This is a genomic window from Amphibacillus jilinensis Y1, from assembly GCF_000306965.1.
In the GTDB taxonomy this organism is placed as follows: Bacteria; Bacillota; Bacilli; order Bacillales; family Amphibacillaceae; genus Amphibacillus_C; species Amphibacillus_C jilinensis.
Genome location: NZ_JH976434.1, coordinates 332,489 through 350,696, shown reverse-complemented (window position 1 = coordinate 350,696; position 18,208 = coordinate 332,489). Strand labels below are relative to the sequence as shown.

16 protein-coding genes are annotated in these 18,208 nt (G+C 38.2%); 13 read left to right on the top strand and 3 right to left on the bottom strand.

Translation table 11 applies throughout. The features are described 5' to 3' along the window. Nucleotides 1-227: 227 nt before the first annotated feature. The 4 genes from B494_RS0102305 to B494_RS0102290 all read left to right on the top strand — a co-directional run bounded on the left by B494_RS0102305 (nt 228) and on the right by B494_RS0102290 (nt 6,972). Nucleotides 228-1,055, top strand: a complete 828-nt coding sequence (locus tag B494_RS0102305; protein ID WP_017470744.1) for a flagellin N-terminal helical domain-containing protein — start codon at nt 228-230, stop codon at nt 1,053-1,055. Between the two features lie 428 nt (nt 1,056-1,483). Next, on the top strand, nt 1,484-4,132 hold the full coding sequence (locus B494_RS0102300) for a cation-translocating P-type ATPase (protein ID WP_017470743.1): 2,649 nt from the start codon (nt 1,484-1,486) through the stop codon (nt 4,130-4,132). 299 nt (nt 4,133-4,431) lie between these two features. Beyond that, nucleotides 4,432-6,090 carry a sensor domain-containing protein gene (locus B494_RS0102295; RefSeq protein ID WP_017470742.1) on the top strand — a complete coding sequence of 553 codons (1,659 nt, stop codon included), beginning with the start codon at nt 4,432-4,434 and terminating at the stop codon, nt 6,088-6,090. Nucleotides 6,091-6,363: 273 nt separating this feature from the next. Beyond that, nucleotides 6,364-6,972, top strand: a complete 609-nt coding sequence (locus B494_RS0102290) for an SGNH/GDSL hydrolase family protein (RefSeq protein ID WP_017470741.1) — start codon at nt 6,364-6,366, stop codon at nt 6,970-6,972. A 170-nt stretch (nt 6,973-7,142) separates the two neighbouring features. Here B494_RS0102290 and B494_RS20770 read toward each other — a convergent pair whose 3' ends face one another. Both B494_RS20770 and B494_RS20765 read right to left on the bottom strand, forming a co-directional pair. After that, nucleotides 7,143-7,277 (bottom strand): lmo0937 family membrane protein, encoded by a 135-nt coding sequence (locus tag B494_RS20770; RefSeq protein ID WP_017470740.1) that lies wholly within the window; start codon nt 7,275-7,277, stop codon nt 7,143-7,145. A 24-nt stretch (nt 7,278-7,301) separates the two neighbouring features. Further along, nucleotides 7,302-7,451 carry a lmo0937 family membrane protein gene (locus tag B494_RS20765; protein WP_017470739.1) on the bottom strand — a complete coding sequence of 50 codons (150 nt, stop codon included), beginning with the start codon at nt 7,449-7,451 and terminating at the stop codon, nt 7,302-7,304. Nucleotides 7,452-7,813: 362 nt separating this feature from the next. Here B494_RS20765 and queG point away from each other — a divergent pair, with 362 nt between their 5' ends. Genes queG through B494_RS0102265 form a run of 3 tightly spaced genes read left to right on the top strand, consistent with a single transcriptional unit; the run spans nt 7,814 to nt 10,376 of the window. Beyond that, entirely contained in the window at nt 7,814-8,953 is a 1,140-nt protein-coding gene (gene queG / locus B494_RS0102275) for a tRNA epoxyqueuosine(34) reductase QueG (protein WP_017470738.1), read from the top strand. 47 nt (nt 8,954-9,000) lie between these two features. Further along, nucleotides 9,001-9,861: an amidase domain-containing protein gene (locus tag B494_RS0102270; protein WP_017470737.1), complete on the top strand. Its 861-nt coding sequence runs from the start codon at nt 9,001-9,003 to the stop codon at nt 9,859-9,861. Nucleotides 9,862-9,896: 35 nt separating this feature from the next. Continuing rightward, a complete protein-coding gene (locus B494_RS0102265) occupies nt 9,897-10,376 on the top strand; it encodes a tRNA (cytidine(34)-2'-O)-methyltransferase (RefSeq protein ID WP_017470736.1) in 480 nt (159 codons plus the stop codon). Nucleotides 10,377-10,495: 119 nt separating this feature from the next. Here the strand turns inward: B494_RS0102265 and B494_RS18825 are convergent, their stop codons facing one another. Continuing rightward, entirely contained in the window at nt 10,496-11,065 is a 570-nt protein-coding gene (locus B494_RS18825; protein WP_017470735.1) for a GbsR/MarR family transcriptional regulator, read from the bottom strand. 247 nt (nt 11,066-11,312) lie between these two features. On the opposite strand from B494_RS18825, the gene B494_RS0102255 reads away from it, so the two are divergent. The 6 genes from B494_RS0102255 (at nt 11,313) to B494_RS0102230 (ending at nt 17,770) form a co-directional block, all read left to right on the top strand. Beyond that, the gene (locus B494_RS0102255) at nt 11,313-12,428 is read left to right on the top strand and encodes a betaine/proline/choline family ABC transporter ATP-binding protein (RefSeq protein ID WP_017470734.1); all 1,116 of its coding nucleotides are present in this window, start codon (nt 11,313-11,315) and stop codon (nt 12,426-12,428) included. Beyond that, on the top strand, nt 12,425-13,066 hold the full coding sequence (locus B494_RS0102250; protein WP_017470733.1) for an ABC transporter permease: 642 nt from the start codon (nt 12,425-12,427) through the stop codon (nt 13,064-13,066). Before B494_RS0102255 ends, B494_RS0102250 begins: the two co-directional genes overlap by 4 nt. 33 nt (nt 13,067-13,099) lie before the next feature. After that, the gene (locus tag B494_RS0102245; protein WP_017470732.1) at nt 13,100-14,002 is read left to right on the top strand and encodes a glycine betaine ABC transporter substrate-binding protein; all 903 of its coding nucleotides are present in this window, start codon (nt 13,100-13,102) and stop codon (nt 14,000-14,002) included. 22 nt (nt 14,003-14,024) lie between these two features. Beyond that, nucleotides 14,025-14,669, top strand: coding sequence for an ABC transporter permease (locus B494_RS0102240; protein ID WP_017470731.1), 645 nt, complete (start codon nt 14,025-14,027; stop codon nt 14,667-14,669). A gap of 369 nt (nt 14,670-15,038) precedes the next feature. Beyond that, a complete protein-coding gene (locus B494_RS0102235; RefSeq protein WP_017470730.1) occupies nt 15,039-16,217 on the top strand; it encodes a M20 metallopeptidase family protein in 1,179 nt (392 codons plus the stop codon). Between the two features lie 476 nt (nt 16,218-16,693). Further along, nucleotides 16,694-17,770, top strand: coding sequence for an undecaprenyldiphospho-muramoylpentapeptide beta-N-acetylglucosaminyltransferase (locus B494_RS0102230; protein WP_017470729.1), 1,077 nt, complete (start codon nt 16,694-16,696; stop codon nt 17,768-17,770). Nucleotides 17,771-18,208 lie beyond the last annotated feature (438 nt).

Below are 18,208 nucleotides of genomic sequence, written 5' to 3'. Positions count from 1 at the left end.
AATGTGATCGAAAATGACCTTTGTTTAATTAACCCCGGATCTATTACAGGTCTGGGGTTATTTGAGGTCAATTTCTATCATTCAATACTTGCTTTGTTTGCTCACCATTCACCATGCAATATTTTGTGAATTACAATAAAATAAATCGTGACAAACGCCTTGATATGGTGCTATAATCCTTTTATACTCATGTGAATGTAAAGTTTTTACTATCATTGGAGGTGGGAATGTTGCGTATACTTTATAATGGAAGTGCAATGCTCGCTTATCGGTCTTTATCAAGAAATTATTCAGCGTTACATCTGTCGATTGAACGTTTAGCTTCTGGTTTAAGAATTAACCGTGCTGCTGACGATGCAGCTGGTTTGGCGATATCTGAGAAAATGCGTGGTCAAATTCGGGGATTGAATAGGGCGATCGTTAATGTTCAAGACGGTATATCGTTAATTCAAACAGCTGAAGGCGCTCTAAACGAATCACATGCGATTTTGCAACGGATGAGGGAACTTTCTGTTCAAGCTGCTAATGGTGTATATGATGAAAAGGATAGACAAGCGATGCAGGATGAGATCAATCAGCTTACAGAAGAATTAACCGATATTTCTACCCGAACACAATTTAATAAAATCAACTTACTAGATGGTAGCTATCAAGATCGGCGATTTCAAATTGGTGCAAACGCTGGACAGTCTTTTACGCTATCAATCGCTGATATGGGGGCCGAATCGCTTAATATCATTGATAATGGCCAACCATTGACATTAATGACAGAGGCAGATGCAAGTGTAGCGATCGGTCGTTTTGATGCAGCTATTCAGCAAATTTCTCGTGAGCGGTCAATGTTAGGAGCTAAAGAAAATCGGCTACATCATACGATTCAAAGTTTAAGCACTTCTGCTGAGCATTTAACGGCAGCGGAGTCAAGAATTCGTGATGTTGATATCGCAAAAGAAATGATGTACTTTATGCGACATCATATTCTTAATCAAGCTTCACAGATGATGTTAGCCCAAGCTATGCAACAACCACAGTCTGTTTTACAATTACTACGCTAATCGTTGATCTGGATAGGCTAGTGCTTGACTTTACTAAAATAGAAGCGTAAACTATGTGATAGTATAAAGGGGAGTAGCTCCAGCAATAGTGTCGTCATTACGAGAATAATATCTCCGGCATTATTGGCAACGATTTGTTGTTAGCAAGACCTTTACCTATGGATTTCCGAATACTCGGGAGTTTATTGGTAAGGGTCTTTTTTGTGTGGTGAACAGAAAAATATGGAAAAAACGGTGGGCATTTTTGTTTTAATCCCACTGATTGTTAGTTGCGTATTAGCGTCAGTTAGCTCTTGTCTGAATAGATAAGCTCTCCTTTCTGTTTCGAGGCGGTCGTTTTATGGACGATTATCCGTGATAAATAAAAGCTGAGTGGAATGATTCAGGAATGGTTATAACTATAGATGAAGTCAGGAGATGATAGTGAAATGAATGCTTATCAAAAAGATAAAGGACAGGTTTTGGAGGAACTTCAAGCTGATCAATCCGGTTTAACACAAGCAGAAGTTGAACAACGCCAGTCACAACAGGGGTTCAATGAATTAGAAGAAGGCAAACAGACGTCAACTTGGCAGTTATTTATTGAATCATTTAAAGATGCTATGGTGATCGTTCTTTTAGTGGCGGCAACGGTACAGCTCTTACTTGGTGAATATATTGAAACGATTGTTATTCTAATTGTGTTAATCATGAATGCTGCTATTAGTGTGATTCAAACGAAGAAAGCAGAAAGTTCCCTTGAAGCTTTGCGTGAAATGTCAGCTCCTGAAGCGAAAGTGGTTCGTCAAGGAGATAAGCAGACGATTCCAGCACGTGAATTGGTTCGAGGAGATATTGTCTACCTTGAAGCTGGTGATTATATACCTGCTGATGGTCGTATTCTAGAGAGCGGATCTCTTCAAGTTAATGAAGGCATGTTAACAGGAGAGTCGCAGGTGGTCAATAAGACTGAGGAAGCCATCACAGAGGAGGTTGCTCTTGGTGATCGAACCAATATGGTGTTTAGCAGTGCACTGGTAACGAATGGTCGTGCTTCATTTGTGGTGACAGATATCGGAGCAAAAACAGAAATCGGCAAGATCGCTAATTTGTTAAATACGGCTGAACAAAAGCAAACACCACTTCAGCGCAAGCTTGATGCCTTTAGTAAAAAGTTGGGTGTCTGGATTTTCTTACTTTCTATTGGCATTTTCATCGTTCAAGCAGTGCGCATTTGGTTTGGTGATCAACCTATAGATTTAACAACAGAATTATTGCAAGCTTTAATGTTTGCTGTAGCTGTGGCTGTGGCTGCGATACCTGAGGCCCTTCAATCAATCGTCACGATTGTGTTGTCTGTGGGTACGAATAAGATGGCTAAACAGCATGCTATTATTCGAAAATTACCAGCCGTTGAGACGCTAGGATCGGCAAGTGTAATCTGTACAGATAAGACAGGCACATTAACACAAAATAAAATGACAGTGACAGACAGTTATCTACCAGTAATAGAGGAAAAGGGGTTAAATCAAAAAGAGACAGATCGATTATCTTCTGAACGGTTTCTTATTGACATCGCTGTTTTATGTAACGATAGTTATATCAATGCTAAAGGGGATGAAGTCGGTGATCCGACTGAGGTGGCATTGCTTCATTATGCCAATCAAAACCAGCAAAGTGATCAAGACATCAAACAACAGTATCCCCGTCTTGATGAACTGCCATTTGATTCAGATCGCAAACGCATGTCTACCTTGCATGATATGCAAGGACAACATATGTTACTGACAAAAGGTGGTCCTGATGTGATATTTAGCTTAGCTAAATATATTCTTGTTAACGGTGAAGAATTACCTTTAGATGATAAATGGCAGCGAAAGCTAACTGAGCAAAATGAAGCATTTTCAGCCCAAGCGCTGCGTGTCTTAGCTTTCGCTTATAGAAAATATGATAAAAGTAAAAAACAGTTGAGTTTTGATGATGAGGATGATCTTGTTTTAGTCGGTTTACTTGCCATGATCGATCCGCCTCGAGAAGCGGTCTATAGTGCGATTAAAGAAACAAAAGCAGCGGGTATTAAAACAGTGATGATTACTGGTGACCATAAAACGACAGCTGAGGCAATTGGTCGTGATATCGGTTTAGTAGAAGAAGGTGATTTTGCTGTTACTGGACAGGAACTCGATCGTATGAGTGATCAAGAATTAAATGACAAGTTGAAACATATTACGGTTTATGCTCGTGTATCCCCAGAAAATAAAATTAGGATTGTCAAGGCGTGGCAAAATAAAAACCAAATCTCTGCCATGACAGGAGATGGTGTCAATGATGCCCCCGCTTTAAAACAAGCTGATATTGGCATTGCGATGGGAAGTGGTACAGATGTAAGTAAGGATGCGGCTGCTATGATTTTAACTGATGATAACTTTGTCTCGATTGTTAATGCTGTTGAAGTCGGACGAACTGTTTTTGACAATATTAAAAAAGCGATTGCTTACTTATTTTCAGGTAATTTAGGTGCCATCATTGCCATTCTATTTGCAGTCGGGTTAGGACTGCCTAACCCATTTACCGCATTACAGTTGTTATTTATTAATTTAGTTAATGATTCATTACCAGCTATTGCTCTAGGGATGGAGCAATCGGAGCCAGACGTGATGAATCGCGCACCGCGCTCCATTGATGAAGGTATTTTTGCAGGTGAGACGTTACGTGCTGTTGTAACCCGTGGCTCAATTATCGGAGCAATGGTGATTGTCTCGCATTTAATTGGTTTGCAAACGAGTGTTGAAACTGGTGTAGCGATGGCATTCACTACTTTGATCTTAGCTCGGACACTACAAACGCTCTCTGCACGATCTAATCGCCAAACCTTATTTGCTGTTGGCTTACGATCTAATTTGTATGTATTAGGAGCAGTCGCTCTTTGTTTCAGTTTATATTTGTTAACAGTATTACCTGGTTTACGTGTAATTTTTTCGATTCCGTCTGATTTTAATCGGATCCAATGGCTTATTGCAACGGGACTTGCTGTCGGCGCTGTCATACTCATGGAGATAGTAAAGGTATTTTATCAACGCTTACGTATTATGGATTGACAGGTAGCTTATTAGCTGTCTGTTAATTTTTATCACAGATAACCGTCCGTAAAGCTCTCGGCTAAATAGAGAGTAGAGCGATTAATCTAGTCAAGAACTAACGGTCGCTAATGGCCTGATACACGAAACGACCAATCAGTGGGTGGAAAAGAAAACCGCCACGGGGCAACGTCTGCATGACCTACATCCTGTAGCCCTCCGCCCACTGGTTGGGTGGTTCGTTTTATTTCAGTGCTATATATACCGAGACTAAAGTGCTATAATGATAAAGAATCATTTTTCGGGAAAAGGGGATACGCATGGACCTAACGAAGCAAGCTCTGATTGATGGAATGCAGGATATGGTTTTTGTTATGCGTGTCAGTGCTGATGGAGAAAAATTTTATTATGAGCTAGTTAATCATATAGCCAAAAAGGCTTTAAACCTGACGGATGAAATGATGGGTAAAGAGTTAAATGAAATTATTCCATCTACTATGGCTACTATCTTGACACAACAATACCAACACGTCGTGCAAAGCAAGCAAATGCATTCGTATGAAGATAATTATTTTATTTCGGATGATGGTCAGAAGATAAGTGAAACAACACTTACACCTCTAGTTAGTGAAAATAAGGTAAGTCATATTGTGGCTGTCACGAAAGATATAACCAATTTAAAACAAGTAGAGACGCAAAATTTGATAAGTCGTCAACGCCTTCAATATAGTCGTCAGCGTTATAAATCGTTATTTGATGAGCATACAGATGCAATGAGCTATTTAAGTATATCGGGTAAAATTGTTCGAATGAATCGCGCATGTGAACAATTACTCAAGCAAATTAATCGAGCACAAGACAGAAGGAATATCTTTGATTTAATAAGTCAACAAGACTTTCAATTCATTAAAGAAACCTTTGATAATACGTTAAAAGGGCAAGCACACACGGTAGATGCTACCGTTAACAGTGAAGACCACTATCAAATTCGCTTGCAAATAAAATTTATTCCGATGATTATTGAGCACCAGGTCCAAGGGGTTTATGCTATTTTAAAAGATATGACGGCTGAACACTTTGCTAAAGATGCCCTTCTTGCAAGTGAAGAAAGATTTCGCCTTATCGCCGAACATTCATCTGATTTAATCCAACTACTTGATCAAAAAGGATATTTTGTTTATTTATCCCCTTCACACGAACGCGTATTAGGTCTACAATTAATCGGTGATAATCGAAAACATATCCATGATATTATGGCTTCTGATGACCACAACAGTTTTAATCAACATTTAAAGACAGCAATAATTTATAATAAGGCGCAAAAGTTTGAAGTGCGCTTTCAGAATATTAATGCAAATTATTGCTGGTTTGAATTACAATTGGAACCCGTTTTTTCTGATACTGGTATTTTTAAGCATTCGATTGTTGTTGCTCGCGACATTGAAGCACGTAAAACATATGAACATGAACTTCAACGTCTTGCCTATCATGATCCCCTTACAGGTTTAGCAAATCGACGGTTGTTTAATACTAGACTTGAGCAAGTCATATCGTTATATGAAAGAAACGACAATGCTTTTGCGGTGATCATGCTTGATTTAGATGATTTTAAAGAGATTAATGATCAGATGGGCCATGACACGGGTGATTATGTGATCGAGAAGCTAGGTAAACGATTAAAACAAGCTGTTCGAGAAATCGATACGGTCGCCCGATTAGGAGGGGATGAGTTCATTATCCTCCTTCCAGACATTGAAAGTAAATCGGATTTAAATCACATTATTGAGCGAATTGAACGGACGCTTCAAGCACCTTATCGACTTAAGGAACTCACGTTTAATGTCGGTGTTAGTCTAGGTGCAATCATGTTAAGCCAAGGGTATATTTCACCTTCATTTGTTATTTCAAAAGTAGATCAAGTGCTCTATCGTGCAAAACGAACGGGTAAAAACAAATCGATTGTAGAAATACAAAGTTAAATGTTTTTATAAACGCAAAGGTTAGATTCGTATTTCACCTGATTGCGATGTTTTGACAAGGTAGGTAGAGAAATATGTGACAAAATTTTGAAGGGAACGGGACATCGTATTTCCGTATTGGCTTGTTCTCTGGTGCTCGTTTATTCCCCCTTGTTGAATAGATACTATAATCTTATTTGTTTAATCATAATAAGGAAAAAATATCAAGACGATTTCAAGTAAATATGGGATAATAGAAAGGTAAAGGTTGTTTTAGCGAGAGGAGGATAACAAGTGAGAGATCGTGCAAGGTATCTATTTATTGGTGACAGTATTACAGAATGGGGCAGATTTGAAGATAGTGAAGGGATAGGAGAGAATTATGTTCGGATGATTCGTGATGATCTAGCGATTCATTTGCCACACCCCTTTCCTGAATTTATTAATCGAGGGATTGGTGGTAATCGAATAACGGATCTTGTTGAACGTTGGCACACTGATGTGATTGCCAATCAACCTGATCTTGTTTCGATATCTATTGGCATAAATGATGTATGGCGACAACTAGATAATCAGGATATGGAGCACGTTTATCCTAATGATTATGCCAAACTTTATCGGGAATTAATCGAACAAACTAGAGCACAAAAAATCGTGTTGATGGAACCTACTATTATTGATGAAGATCCACAATCTAAAGGCAATCAATTGTTGAAACCTTATGTGGAAATTGTTAATCAACTGGCTGAAGAATATCAACTAACTGTCGTACCCACTCATCAAGCTTTTTTAAAATATTTAAATCGGCCAGGTCCTTTACCATTAACGATAGATGGGGTGCATATGAGTAGTACAGGTAATCGCTTAATGGCGTTAACGTGGCTACAGGCATTAACAAAATAGAAAAGCACAGATGTGTCCGATACGGGTCTTAAAATTAAGGCCCGTGCACCTCTGTGCTTTTTTCTTAACAAAAGCATAAAGTCTTCGTGATGAAATAGCTAATAATCTAACAAAATTAAATATGACCTATGCTAGCATATTATTCTTTCCTTTCTTAATTAGTTAGTATCTTATCTTCCTCTTATCATCCGAGCAATAAAGACGAGCAAGGCAATGACAAGTAAAATATGAATTAAATTTCCAATATTGAATAAGAACCCGACTAACCAAGCGATTAGTAATATACCAATAATCGTCCAAAGCATCAAATACTCCTCCTTATCTATTTGTTAAACGCCCTTGTTTCGCCCTGTTATTAAGTTAAATATAAACACAATCAAGGCAATGACAAGTAAAATATGAATTAAGCCACTAGCAATTTCAAAGATTAAGCCAAGTAGCCAAGCTAATATGAGGATACCAATAATGGTCCAAATCATTTCTAACGCCCTCCTTTTGCATTCGACTAATTTTCGATTAACAGATGAACTAAAATGATGAATGTACATCTTTTGTTGAAAATTTTTCTAATTCTTAATTAGATTTAGTAATAACATACCCGTGGCCAATCGATTTAAACAATCTGAATTTAAAAATAGTTAATTTGTCCGATCTATTGCTTCTTTGTAATGTGCTTGTTATAATACTTAATAATACATTTTGTTGGTTAACGCAGTATTTCGTTGAAATGACAACGAAATGTTGCGTTTTTTATACGTTATGTCTAATGAGATTTCAACACAGAAGTATCATTGATTACAATTTTTAAGATTGAAGGATAAGAGAAAAAGGGGGGGATCAGTTGGCTAATGAACAATTAAAACAAGAAATTATCGCTTATGCTAAAACCATTGGTATAGATAAAATTGGCTTTGCAGCTGCTACCCCTTTTGCTGAAATGAAGGCACGCTTAAAAATGCAACAAGATTCAGGCTATCAATCGGGTTTTGAAAAAGGAACGATTGATGAACGAACGGAACCTCAGTTGCATTTAGAAGATGCAGAATCGATTATTGCAATTGCGGTAGCTTATCCATCACGCATGAAGTCACGACCAAAAAATGTACGCGGTAAACGTCGAGGTAACTTTTGTCGTGCATCTTGGGGCTATGACTATCACCATGTTTTAAATGATAAATTAGATCAATTAGCAACCTTTATTGCTTCAAAAGTGCCTGGTTTTCATTCAAGATCAATGGTCGATACAGGTGAATTATCTGATCGAGCTGTAGCTGAACGTGCTGGCATTGGCTTTAGTGGGAAAAATTGCTCAATTATCACACCGGAATTTGGCTCATATGTTTATCTCGGTGAGATGATTACCAATCTTCCCCTGCCTTCTGATACGCCTGTTGATGATGATTGTGGAGATTGCAATTTGTGTCTTGAAGCCTGCCCAACTGGCGCTCTTGTTGCACCGGGAAGACTAAATGCCCAGAACTGTATTGCTTTTGTGACGCAAACCAAAGGTTTTATGCCTGATCAATACCGTGACAAGGTCGGTAATCAACTTTATGGTTTTGATACATGTCAATTGGTATGTCCGCGAAATAAAGGAATTGATATGCATTTACACCCAGAACTCGAACCCGATCCTGATTTGGTGAAGCCTGAATTACTTCCACTCCTTTCTATGTCAAATCGAGATTTCAAAGAAAAGTTCGGTAAGATGGCAGGATCTTGGCGAGGTAAAAAACCGATTCAGCGTAATGCGATTATTGCTCTCGCTCATTATAAAGAAGCTACAGCTGTTGATGAATTGATTCGACTCATGAAAGAGGATCCACGCCCTGTTATTCGAGGGACTGCAGCTTGGGCAATTGGGAAGATTGGCCGAGAAGATAGCTATCAAGCTATTCGTCAAGCCCAACAAAGTGAACGGGATGAAGAGGTGTTAGCAGAAATGGAAAAAGGGCTAGCTTTTGAAGGCATCAACGCATAATCGTACCCCTTCGCTTCATAAAGTATGATGGGAAGGGGAGATGTGGAGTGGGTCTAAATAAATATTGGCACAAGCAATTAATAAATCGTGAAGATAATTGGGTGAATCGTGTCCGCGAATGCCATGAGAGACGTGGTAATGTTGTGGCACGGATAACGGGTGATGGACAAATTTATAGTAGACAAACAACGTCTAATCAAGACGATCAATGCCACTATGTTTTAAATGTGGTTTTTTTGATTAGGCAAGGTGAAGCATTTTATCAAGAGGAGCAGTCACGGCTACATCGGGCCTGCTTTTTAAAAAATAAACGTTTGATCGCTCATGAAGAAATTTATGTTGAACCATCACTGGCATCTAAGAAGCGAAGTAACCCAATCATTGAGTTAACACCCATTCAAGAGACGATACGTTTTGCTTATGATCGAAGAGCGGCTGTGAAATACGCAGAACGCTGGTGGAATGATGCTAATCCTGCTTACCGTTTTTTTGAGGAGAATGACTGCACGAATTACATCTCCCAGTGTTTACATGCTGGAGGTGCACCGATGCGTGGCATACCGAATCGATCTACAGGTTGGTGGTATCAGAATAATGATTGGAGTTTTAGCTGGTCTGTTGCTCATGCTTTTAGGTGGTATTTAAGTGGTTCTACCAAGGGGTTACGTGGCTTTGAAGTGGATGCGCCAGAGAAATTAAAGCCTGGTGATGTGATTTGCTACGATTTTGAAGGTAATGGACGTTTTAATCACACGACCATCGTCGTAGCAAAAGATGCGCATCAGCAACCACTTGTAAATGCTCATACAAACAACAGTCGACAGCGCTATTGGGATTATCAAGATTCGGCGGCTTGGACAACGAATTGCCAATATAAATTCTTTCGGATTGGTAGTGATATGCTATAATAAGCGGTGGGATTAATAGATTGAGGTGAAAGATTTTGGGTATACATGTAGTTTTATATCAACCAGAAATTCCAGCAAACACTGGAAATATTGCGCGGACATGTTTAGCGACAAATGCGACACTACATTTAGTCCGGCCACTTGGCTTTTCAACTGAGGATAAAATGTTAAGACGCTCCGGTCTTGACTATTGGCATGATGTGAACATTCACTATCATGATTCAATTGAGGCTCTATATGAAACATATCCACAAGGAGAATATTATTATATCGAAAACTTTGGTACGAAATACTATACAGATTACGACTTTAGTAACCGTACCCAAGACTTGTTTTTCGTTTTCGGTCGAGAAACAAATGGCATTCCAAAGTCCTTGCTGATCGGAAAGGAAGACCGCTGTTTACGCATCCATATGGCCGCTAATGATAAAGTCAGATCATTGAACTTGTCCAATACTGCTGCTATCTTGGTTTATGATGTATTGAAACAACAAGGTTTTCCAAATATGCATTAATATGCTGATCAAGCTTGAGTGTTGAAAATCAGGGGAAGATCCATAGAAACAAAGACGCTTGAAGTAAAAAAAAATAGATGAAGCTCATTTTGTGGCTAATTAAAAACGAAGCCCTCACTTTATTTAAAGCGAGGGACTTCGTTTTTTTCTTGATCTGGATTTGGCTTAGGCACGATATCAAAAACTTGCTGTGATTCAAACAGTTCAACAAGCTTTTCAATCCAATTATAATAAGCCATCGATGCTTTAGAATCAGCAATATAGAGTTGGGCTTTTTCTTTGATCTCTTCTGTGGCTGTTGGATCATTAGTGATCTTTTTTAAATCATGCATAATTCGACTTTCAATTTTTCTATTCCGCGTAACAACATCACGCCAGTTTGAGGTAAATAGCGAGATGAAGGTTTGGTAATAGTCTTCTTCAACCGTGTAATGATCTTTCCTTGATCCACGAACAAATGCTTTTTCGGCAATATTATAATGGACCATTTCTCGTAAAACTTGACTCATTCTTGTCTTACTCATGCCCGTTTGCTCAGCAAGTTCGTCAAGATCAAGTGCTCTTCCCTCATAATAGATAGCAGCGATGACACGGCCAATCGTCCCTGGAAATCCATAAGATTTCATGTTTTCAGCAATTTGCTCACTTACACGATGTTTAATCTGCTCAAGTTGTTCCTCATGATTCATAGATTATCAGCTCTTTTTCCAGTTTTGTTTTAGTGTAACACAGAGTGGAAATAGATAGAAATTAACGATTTAGTAGTATTTCAAAGTAATTTGCCGTATTTTTAAGTATTAAAAGTTTATACAATTCGTACACTTTATTTTGTATAAAGTTTGTACAATTAAAAGTTTATATCGAATTTTGTTTCTTGAGTAAAGTCGGCTACAATAAGTTTAGAACAAAATGACCGAATGAAGGAAGGGACTAGGTTTGATTCAATTAAAGAAGATCAACAAGATTTATGAGGATGGCTTTCACGCCTTAAAAGATATTGACCTCACCTTTGAAGAAGGGAAGATTAATGTCCTGATTGGGCCAAGTGGTTGTGGTAAAACAACAACGATGAAATTACTAAATCGTTTAATTGACTATACAAATGGTGAGTTAACTATTGATGGTAAGCGAATATCAGACATTAACCCGATTGATTTACGTCGTCAGATGGGTTATGTCATTCAAAGTATTGGTTTATTTCCACACATGACGATTTATGATAATGTTGCAGCTGTGCCAAAGCTTTTAAAGTGGGATAAGCAAAAGGTTAATAAAAAGGTCGATGAATTGTTGAAGATGGTTGATCTTGATCCTGAAGTGTATAAGAAGCGTTACCCTAATGAATTAAGTGGTGGTCAACAGCAACGGATCGGTGTTATTCGTGCCCTTGCAGCAGAGCCTAAAATTATATTAATGGACGAGCCATTTAGTGCACTTGATCCAATTAGCCGTGAGCAGTTGCAAGATGAATTGGTTAAGCTTCAAGAAGACATTAATAAAACCATTGTATTTGTGACTCATGATATGGATGAGGCGATCAAAATTGCTGATCAAATTATTTTAATGCGTGATGGACAAGTTGTGCAAAAAGGGACACCGCATCAATTATTAACAAGTCCCGCCAATGCATTTGTTGAAGAATTTATTGGTTCTGATCGCTTGGAGCAAGCACGTGGTTTACCACCAATGACGGCTTTTGTTGATGAAGCATTCCCTTATGCTAAAATTGATCAATCTGTAGAAGATGTCATCACGCTAATGGTCGAGCATAAGAAAGACCAGTTACCAGTAGTTGATGAAGCAGATAAGTATTTAGGGATTATATCATTATATCGTGCGGTTAGAGCAACAGATAAAACTGTCCAAGATTTACTTAATGAAGATATTATCGCTTATCGTCGTTCTGCAGAGGTGGAAAAGTTTGTTGCAAGTAAAGATACGATCGCGCCGATTGTCGAAGCTGATGATACATTTATCGGTGTACTTGATCAGGATGTGTTGCTAGAGAGCCTGCATGAGAAGTTTGATGCCAAAAGTGGTGTGAAGTCATGAATCTATTAACAGAATATATTGAATTTTGGGAAATTCGTTATGAAAATATTTTAGGCTATCTATGGGAGCATTTAACCATTGCATTTGTTTCCATTTTCTTTGCAATTATTTTAACCGTGCCATTAGCGATATGGATGACAAAAATGAAGCATGAACAGGTGAAAAATGGCATATTTAATCTGGCTAATTTTTTTCAAACGATTCCTACCATTGCTTTATTTGCGATTTTAATTCCGTTCTTTGGTATTGGTTTTAGACCAGCCGTGATCGCATTATTCCTTTATGCACTTTTACCATTATTAAGGAACACTTATGCAGGAATTGAGTCGATTGATCAAGGCATTGTCGAAGCGGCCAAAGGGATGGGTTACAATAAATTTCAACGATTAATTAAAATAGAGTTACCTATTGCGGTTCCATATATCATGTCAGGTATTCGAATTACTACCGTCTATATTATTAGTTGGACCACTTTAGCAACCGTTATCGGTGCGGGGGGACTCGGTGATTTAGTTATGGCTGGTATTGGATCAAATAATACGTTCATGATCTTTACAGGAACATTTCTAGCGATTGTATTAGCATTAATAATTGATTTGTTATTTGGTCTCATTGAGAAGAAACTCTCAAGAGCTTAATATAAAAAATAAGAAAAAAGGGGATTAATCATAATGAAGAAAATAATAACAGCGAGTTTATTAACATTCACATTAATTTTTGTTGCTGCATGTGGTGGAGGGGACGCTGATGGTAGCCAGACCTTTGAATTTGGTGCTCAATCATACACTGATCCCAAAATTGCTGGTCAAATTGTCAAGATTTTAGTGGAAGAAAATACAGATCACCAAGTTAATATTACAGAAGATATTCAAGCAAGTCCGCAAATTTTGGCTTCAATTGATCGTGAAGAGTTTGATTTTGCTATGCTTTATTCTGGCGAAGTCTACAATAATCATTTTGATGAAGTTGAATATTCAACAGATCCGCAAGAAACAATTGAGAATGCTCAAGAATTATTCGGACCAGAATACGATATGACGTGGTTTGATACAATTGGTTTTACTAATGAATATGCGGTAGCGATTCAAGGCGTATTTGCTGAAGAAAATAATATTACATCGATCTCAGATTTAGAACCTTTTGCCGATAATTTACGTTTAGGAACAGATACGACTTGGGTGGAACGAGATAATGATGGCTATCGTGGCTTCCAAGACACTTACGGTTTTGGTTTTGGTGATGTGCGTGGAATGGAAGTATCCTTAATGTATGAGGGTATTGCTGGTGATGAATTAGATGTCGTTACAGCTTATACAGTAGATCCACAAATTATCGAGTATGACTTACGCTTGTTAGAAGATGATATGCAATTTTTCCCACCATACGATGCATCACTTGTTGCACGTAATGAGGTTCTTGATGACTACCCTGAAGTAAATGAAATTTTTGAAGACTTAGTGGGTGCTGTTTCTACTGAACAAATGTCAGAGTTGATTCGTCAAGTTGATATGATGGGACGCTCTACAGAAGAAGTTGCCCGTGAATTTTTAGAAGAAGAAGGATTTTTAGACTAATAAATAAAGTGGGGATCCAAAGATGGATTTTATAATCGAACTTGGTCGCTATATGGCTGATCATTCATCTGAACTTGTATCATTAACAATTGAACATATTCTTATGGTACTCTATGCAATAGGATTGGCATTGATTGTCGGCATTCCACTTGGGATTTTAGCTGCAAAAGTTGAAAAATTAGCACCACTAATTTTATCGTTAGTTAACATTTTGCAGTTGATTCCGAGTATCGCGATGCTTGCAATCTTGCTACTGTATTTTGGACTCGGTACGCAAACGGTCGTGATTGGATTATTCTTTTATTCCTTGCTGCCGATTGTCAGAAATACTTACGTTGGAGTGAAAGAAGTAGACGAGAGTGTCACAGAGGCAGGTAAAGGAATTGGTATGACACCACTACAATTATTAGTGAAAATACAACTTCCGTTATCGATTCCTTTTCTAATGGCTGGCTTAAGAGTTGCGGCAGTAATCGCAGTTGCTGTTGCCACAATTGCACCGTACATTGGTGGTGGTGGACTCGGGCGTCAAATTGTTAGTGGGATAAACTTGCAAAATGATATTTATCTATATGCTGGTGCAATACCAGCTGCAGCATTAGCCATTATAGCTGACTTAATCCTTGGTTTGGTTGAAAAGAAAACAAAAAAACGATTTGCTAATTAAGAAAAACAGGATTGAGCTAAAGTAAAAGGAAAGATGCTAGACCAAACAAAAAAATTAAGATCAAAAGTCTGAGACAATAATAAAAGGCATAAGATCAATTGCGAATGATCCGTTTATCTTAAGAATGGATTATTCGCTTTTATTATATTACTCAACTGCTAGTAGCGTCACATCTTCTTCGCTTTATTTCGTGTGGTGGGGCTTACTCAGTATGAACCACCAGTCTAAGCTAAAGCCATCCCCGCGAAAAGCGAATCCATTGCTTATCGGAATGAAATAATGTTTAAAGGTATGAGAAGGTAGAGTGACTATTTTCAGTGTGCGGAAGTTGAATAATATTAATACTAATGTAAACAAGGAAGTGATGAAATGAAAAAACGGGTTTTTGCAATGATTGATCAAGGATATCGAGAAATGATTGAAATTCGACGTGATCTCCACATGTATCCAGAGCTTTCTTTTCAAGAAGAGCGAACCGCAAAAGTAATTGCCGATTATCAACGACAACTTGGCTTGGAAGTACGTGAAAAGGTTGGGGGTCAAGGCGTTGTCGCTACACTACAAGGAGGCAAGCCAGGCAGAACTGTTGCAATTCGTGCAGATTTTGATGCGCTACCTATTTTTGAAGAGAATGACGTGTCTTATAAGTCAAAGCACCCAGGTGTGATGCATGCATGTGGGCATGATGCACATACAGCAATTGCTTTAGGCATAGCAAAAGCAATGGTAGCTGTTCAAGAAGAGCTAGAAGGGCGTGTTGTCTTTATCCACCAACATGCAGAGGAACAGGATCCTGGCGGGGCAAAGGCGATGATTGAAGATGGTGCGTTAGAGGGTGTGGATGCTATCTTTGCTACTCATATGGAGAATTATCTACCTGTTGATCATATTTGGCATAGTGACCATTATATATTAGGGGCTAGTGATGACTTTGAAATTACAATAACGGGTGTTGGTGGACATGGTGCCTTTCCACAAGATACAACTGATGTGGTACAAATTGGTGCACAATTAATTAATAGCTTACATCAGATTATTAGTCGCAAGGTTGATCCACTTAAACCAGCAGTCCTAACGATTGGTTCATTCCAAGCAGGTGATAAAGCCAATATTATTCCAGGTGCGGCAATATTAGAAGGTACTGTTCGTACGTTTAATGAGGAGGTGCGTTATAAAGTAGCTGATTGGGTCAAACAAATCACTGAACATACAACAAAAGCCTTTGGTGCCGATTTTACTATTGATTATCAATTTGGCTATCCAGCTACTAAAAATGACAAAGCGATGAATCAGCTAATGGTGCGTGCCGCTGCTGATGTGCTTCCAAAAAACAATATTCAGCCGATGGAGCCGAATATGGGGGCAGAAGACTTCTCTTATTTTACTCAACAAATTCCTGGAGCTTACTTCTTTACTGGATCAGCTAATGAAGAAAAAGGTTTGATTTATCCGTATCATCATCCGAAATTTGATATTGATGAAAAAGCGTTACTAAATGGAGCAAAAGTACTCGCTTCTGCAGCATTAGACTTTTTAGGTGAAAAATAATCTACTGATTCCGTGCGTTCGCTTGTATTTTTTAGCGAACGCACCTATTTTTAAACCGCTCGTCTGAATTGACGCTAGCCACTTCAAGATAAGCGCTCCAACACGATCCTTTCCTGATAAATGACACTAACAAAAATAAGTTGTATAATTTAGTCTTCACAAATCTACCCTTTTAGTACCAATTAAACAAGTGCAAAGTTTTATAAGAATTAAGTATAAGGAAGCTAATATACTCGCTACGAATATGCGAATACAAGTGTTACTATTTGAATAATTAATAAAAGAAGTGGCTAATTTATAAATTTGAATTTCGCCCAAGTGTGATTGGGAATACGGGATATCACAACATGTAACAAAGATCAATTAATGGAAGTTGCTGCATCTTTCCAGTCACAGCTACTATCTGTTTGATTAAGAAATATGCTAAAATCATATATAGAGAAAAGATAGGATGAAATGAAAGAGGTTTGAATAAAATGAAAAATAAACAAATTGTCTTAACGGGTGGAGGTACAGCAGGTCATGTCATGGTTAACCTTGCCATCATACCAATACTAAAGAAACAAGGGTGGGAAATTGACTATATTGGTTCAAAAAATGGAATTGAACGGGAGTTAATAGAACCGATCAATGACGTTACTTATCATCCCATTTCTACAGGGAAATTGAGAAGGTATATGTCACTGGAGAACTTGAAAGATCCGTTTAAAGTCTTGAAAGGGGTAGCCCAGTCATTGTCTATCCTAGGAAAAACAAAACCAAATGTGATCTTTTCAAAAGGCGGATTCGTATCTGTGCCTGTCTTAATTGCTTCAAGATTACGAGGCGTACCTGCTGTTATTCATGAATCAGATATTACGCCTGGCTTGGCTAATAAGCTGGCCATGCCTTTTGCCAAAAAAATCTTATCTACATTTTCAGAGACAATGGCACATCTGCCAGAAAAGAAATCGACATGGATCGGTGCAGTTGTTCGCCCCGAATTATTTGAAGGTGATAAGAAAAAAGGGATGTTATTTGCTGATTTAGTGACAAGTAAGCCGGTTCTCCTTATTATGGGAGGAAGTGCTGGTGCTCAGCGGATAAATGAGGCAGTTCGTGCAAAAGTAAAGCAATTAACGAAGACCTATCAAATTGTACATATTTGTGGGAAAAATAATATAGATCCGGCATTAAACATTCCGAGTTATAAACAGTTTGAATATATTAATGAACAACTTCCAGATATACTTGCTGCAACGGATATGGTCATCTCCCGAGCCGGCGCTAATTCAATTTTTGAGTTTTTAGCACTGAAGAAACCGATGCTACTTATTCCGTTATCTCGACAAGCTAGTCGAGGGGACCAAATCTTAAATGCAGAAGCGTTTGCTAAACAAGGCTATGCTAAAGTGTTAGAAGAAGAGCAACTATCTCCAGATACTTTGATTCAATCTTTAGATCAGTTAAAGGAAGCTGCACCTGAGCTCAAAGTTAACATGGAAAACTATCAACGACAAGATGCAACAGACCAAGTGCTTTCAACGATATATTCTATTGCCAAACAACGGTAAATCACTTAATGTGTTGCATGAACTGCAATATGCCCTCATCGTTCTCTAAAGTCATTGCTAACATGTTACCAATGATTGAGGGCCATCTATTGATGCTAAGTTTCAAAGGATTGAGTATAGAAAAGTCAAATGTTGGGGTGAGCTACACGCTCACTCCTCATTTATGCAACCCGAACGTTGATATTTTTATAGGCTCTATACTGAATGTGGTGGTGTCCTCTATCGTGATGGGATTCCTGTAGCGTGCAAAAAAATACACTCCTTCTCCCTCTCTTTGTTACCCTGAAGTTGTCGAGACAATAGAAAAGAGAGGGGATATGAGTGCAACGTCATTTTATCATAGAATTATTGGGAATTAAAGACAAGCATGTAGACGTATGGGATGTAACCGAAGAATCTAGGAGCTTGATTGTGGAACTCTATACAAAGCAAAAACAA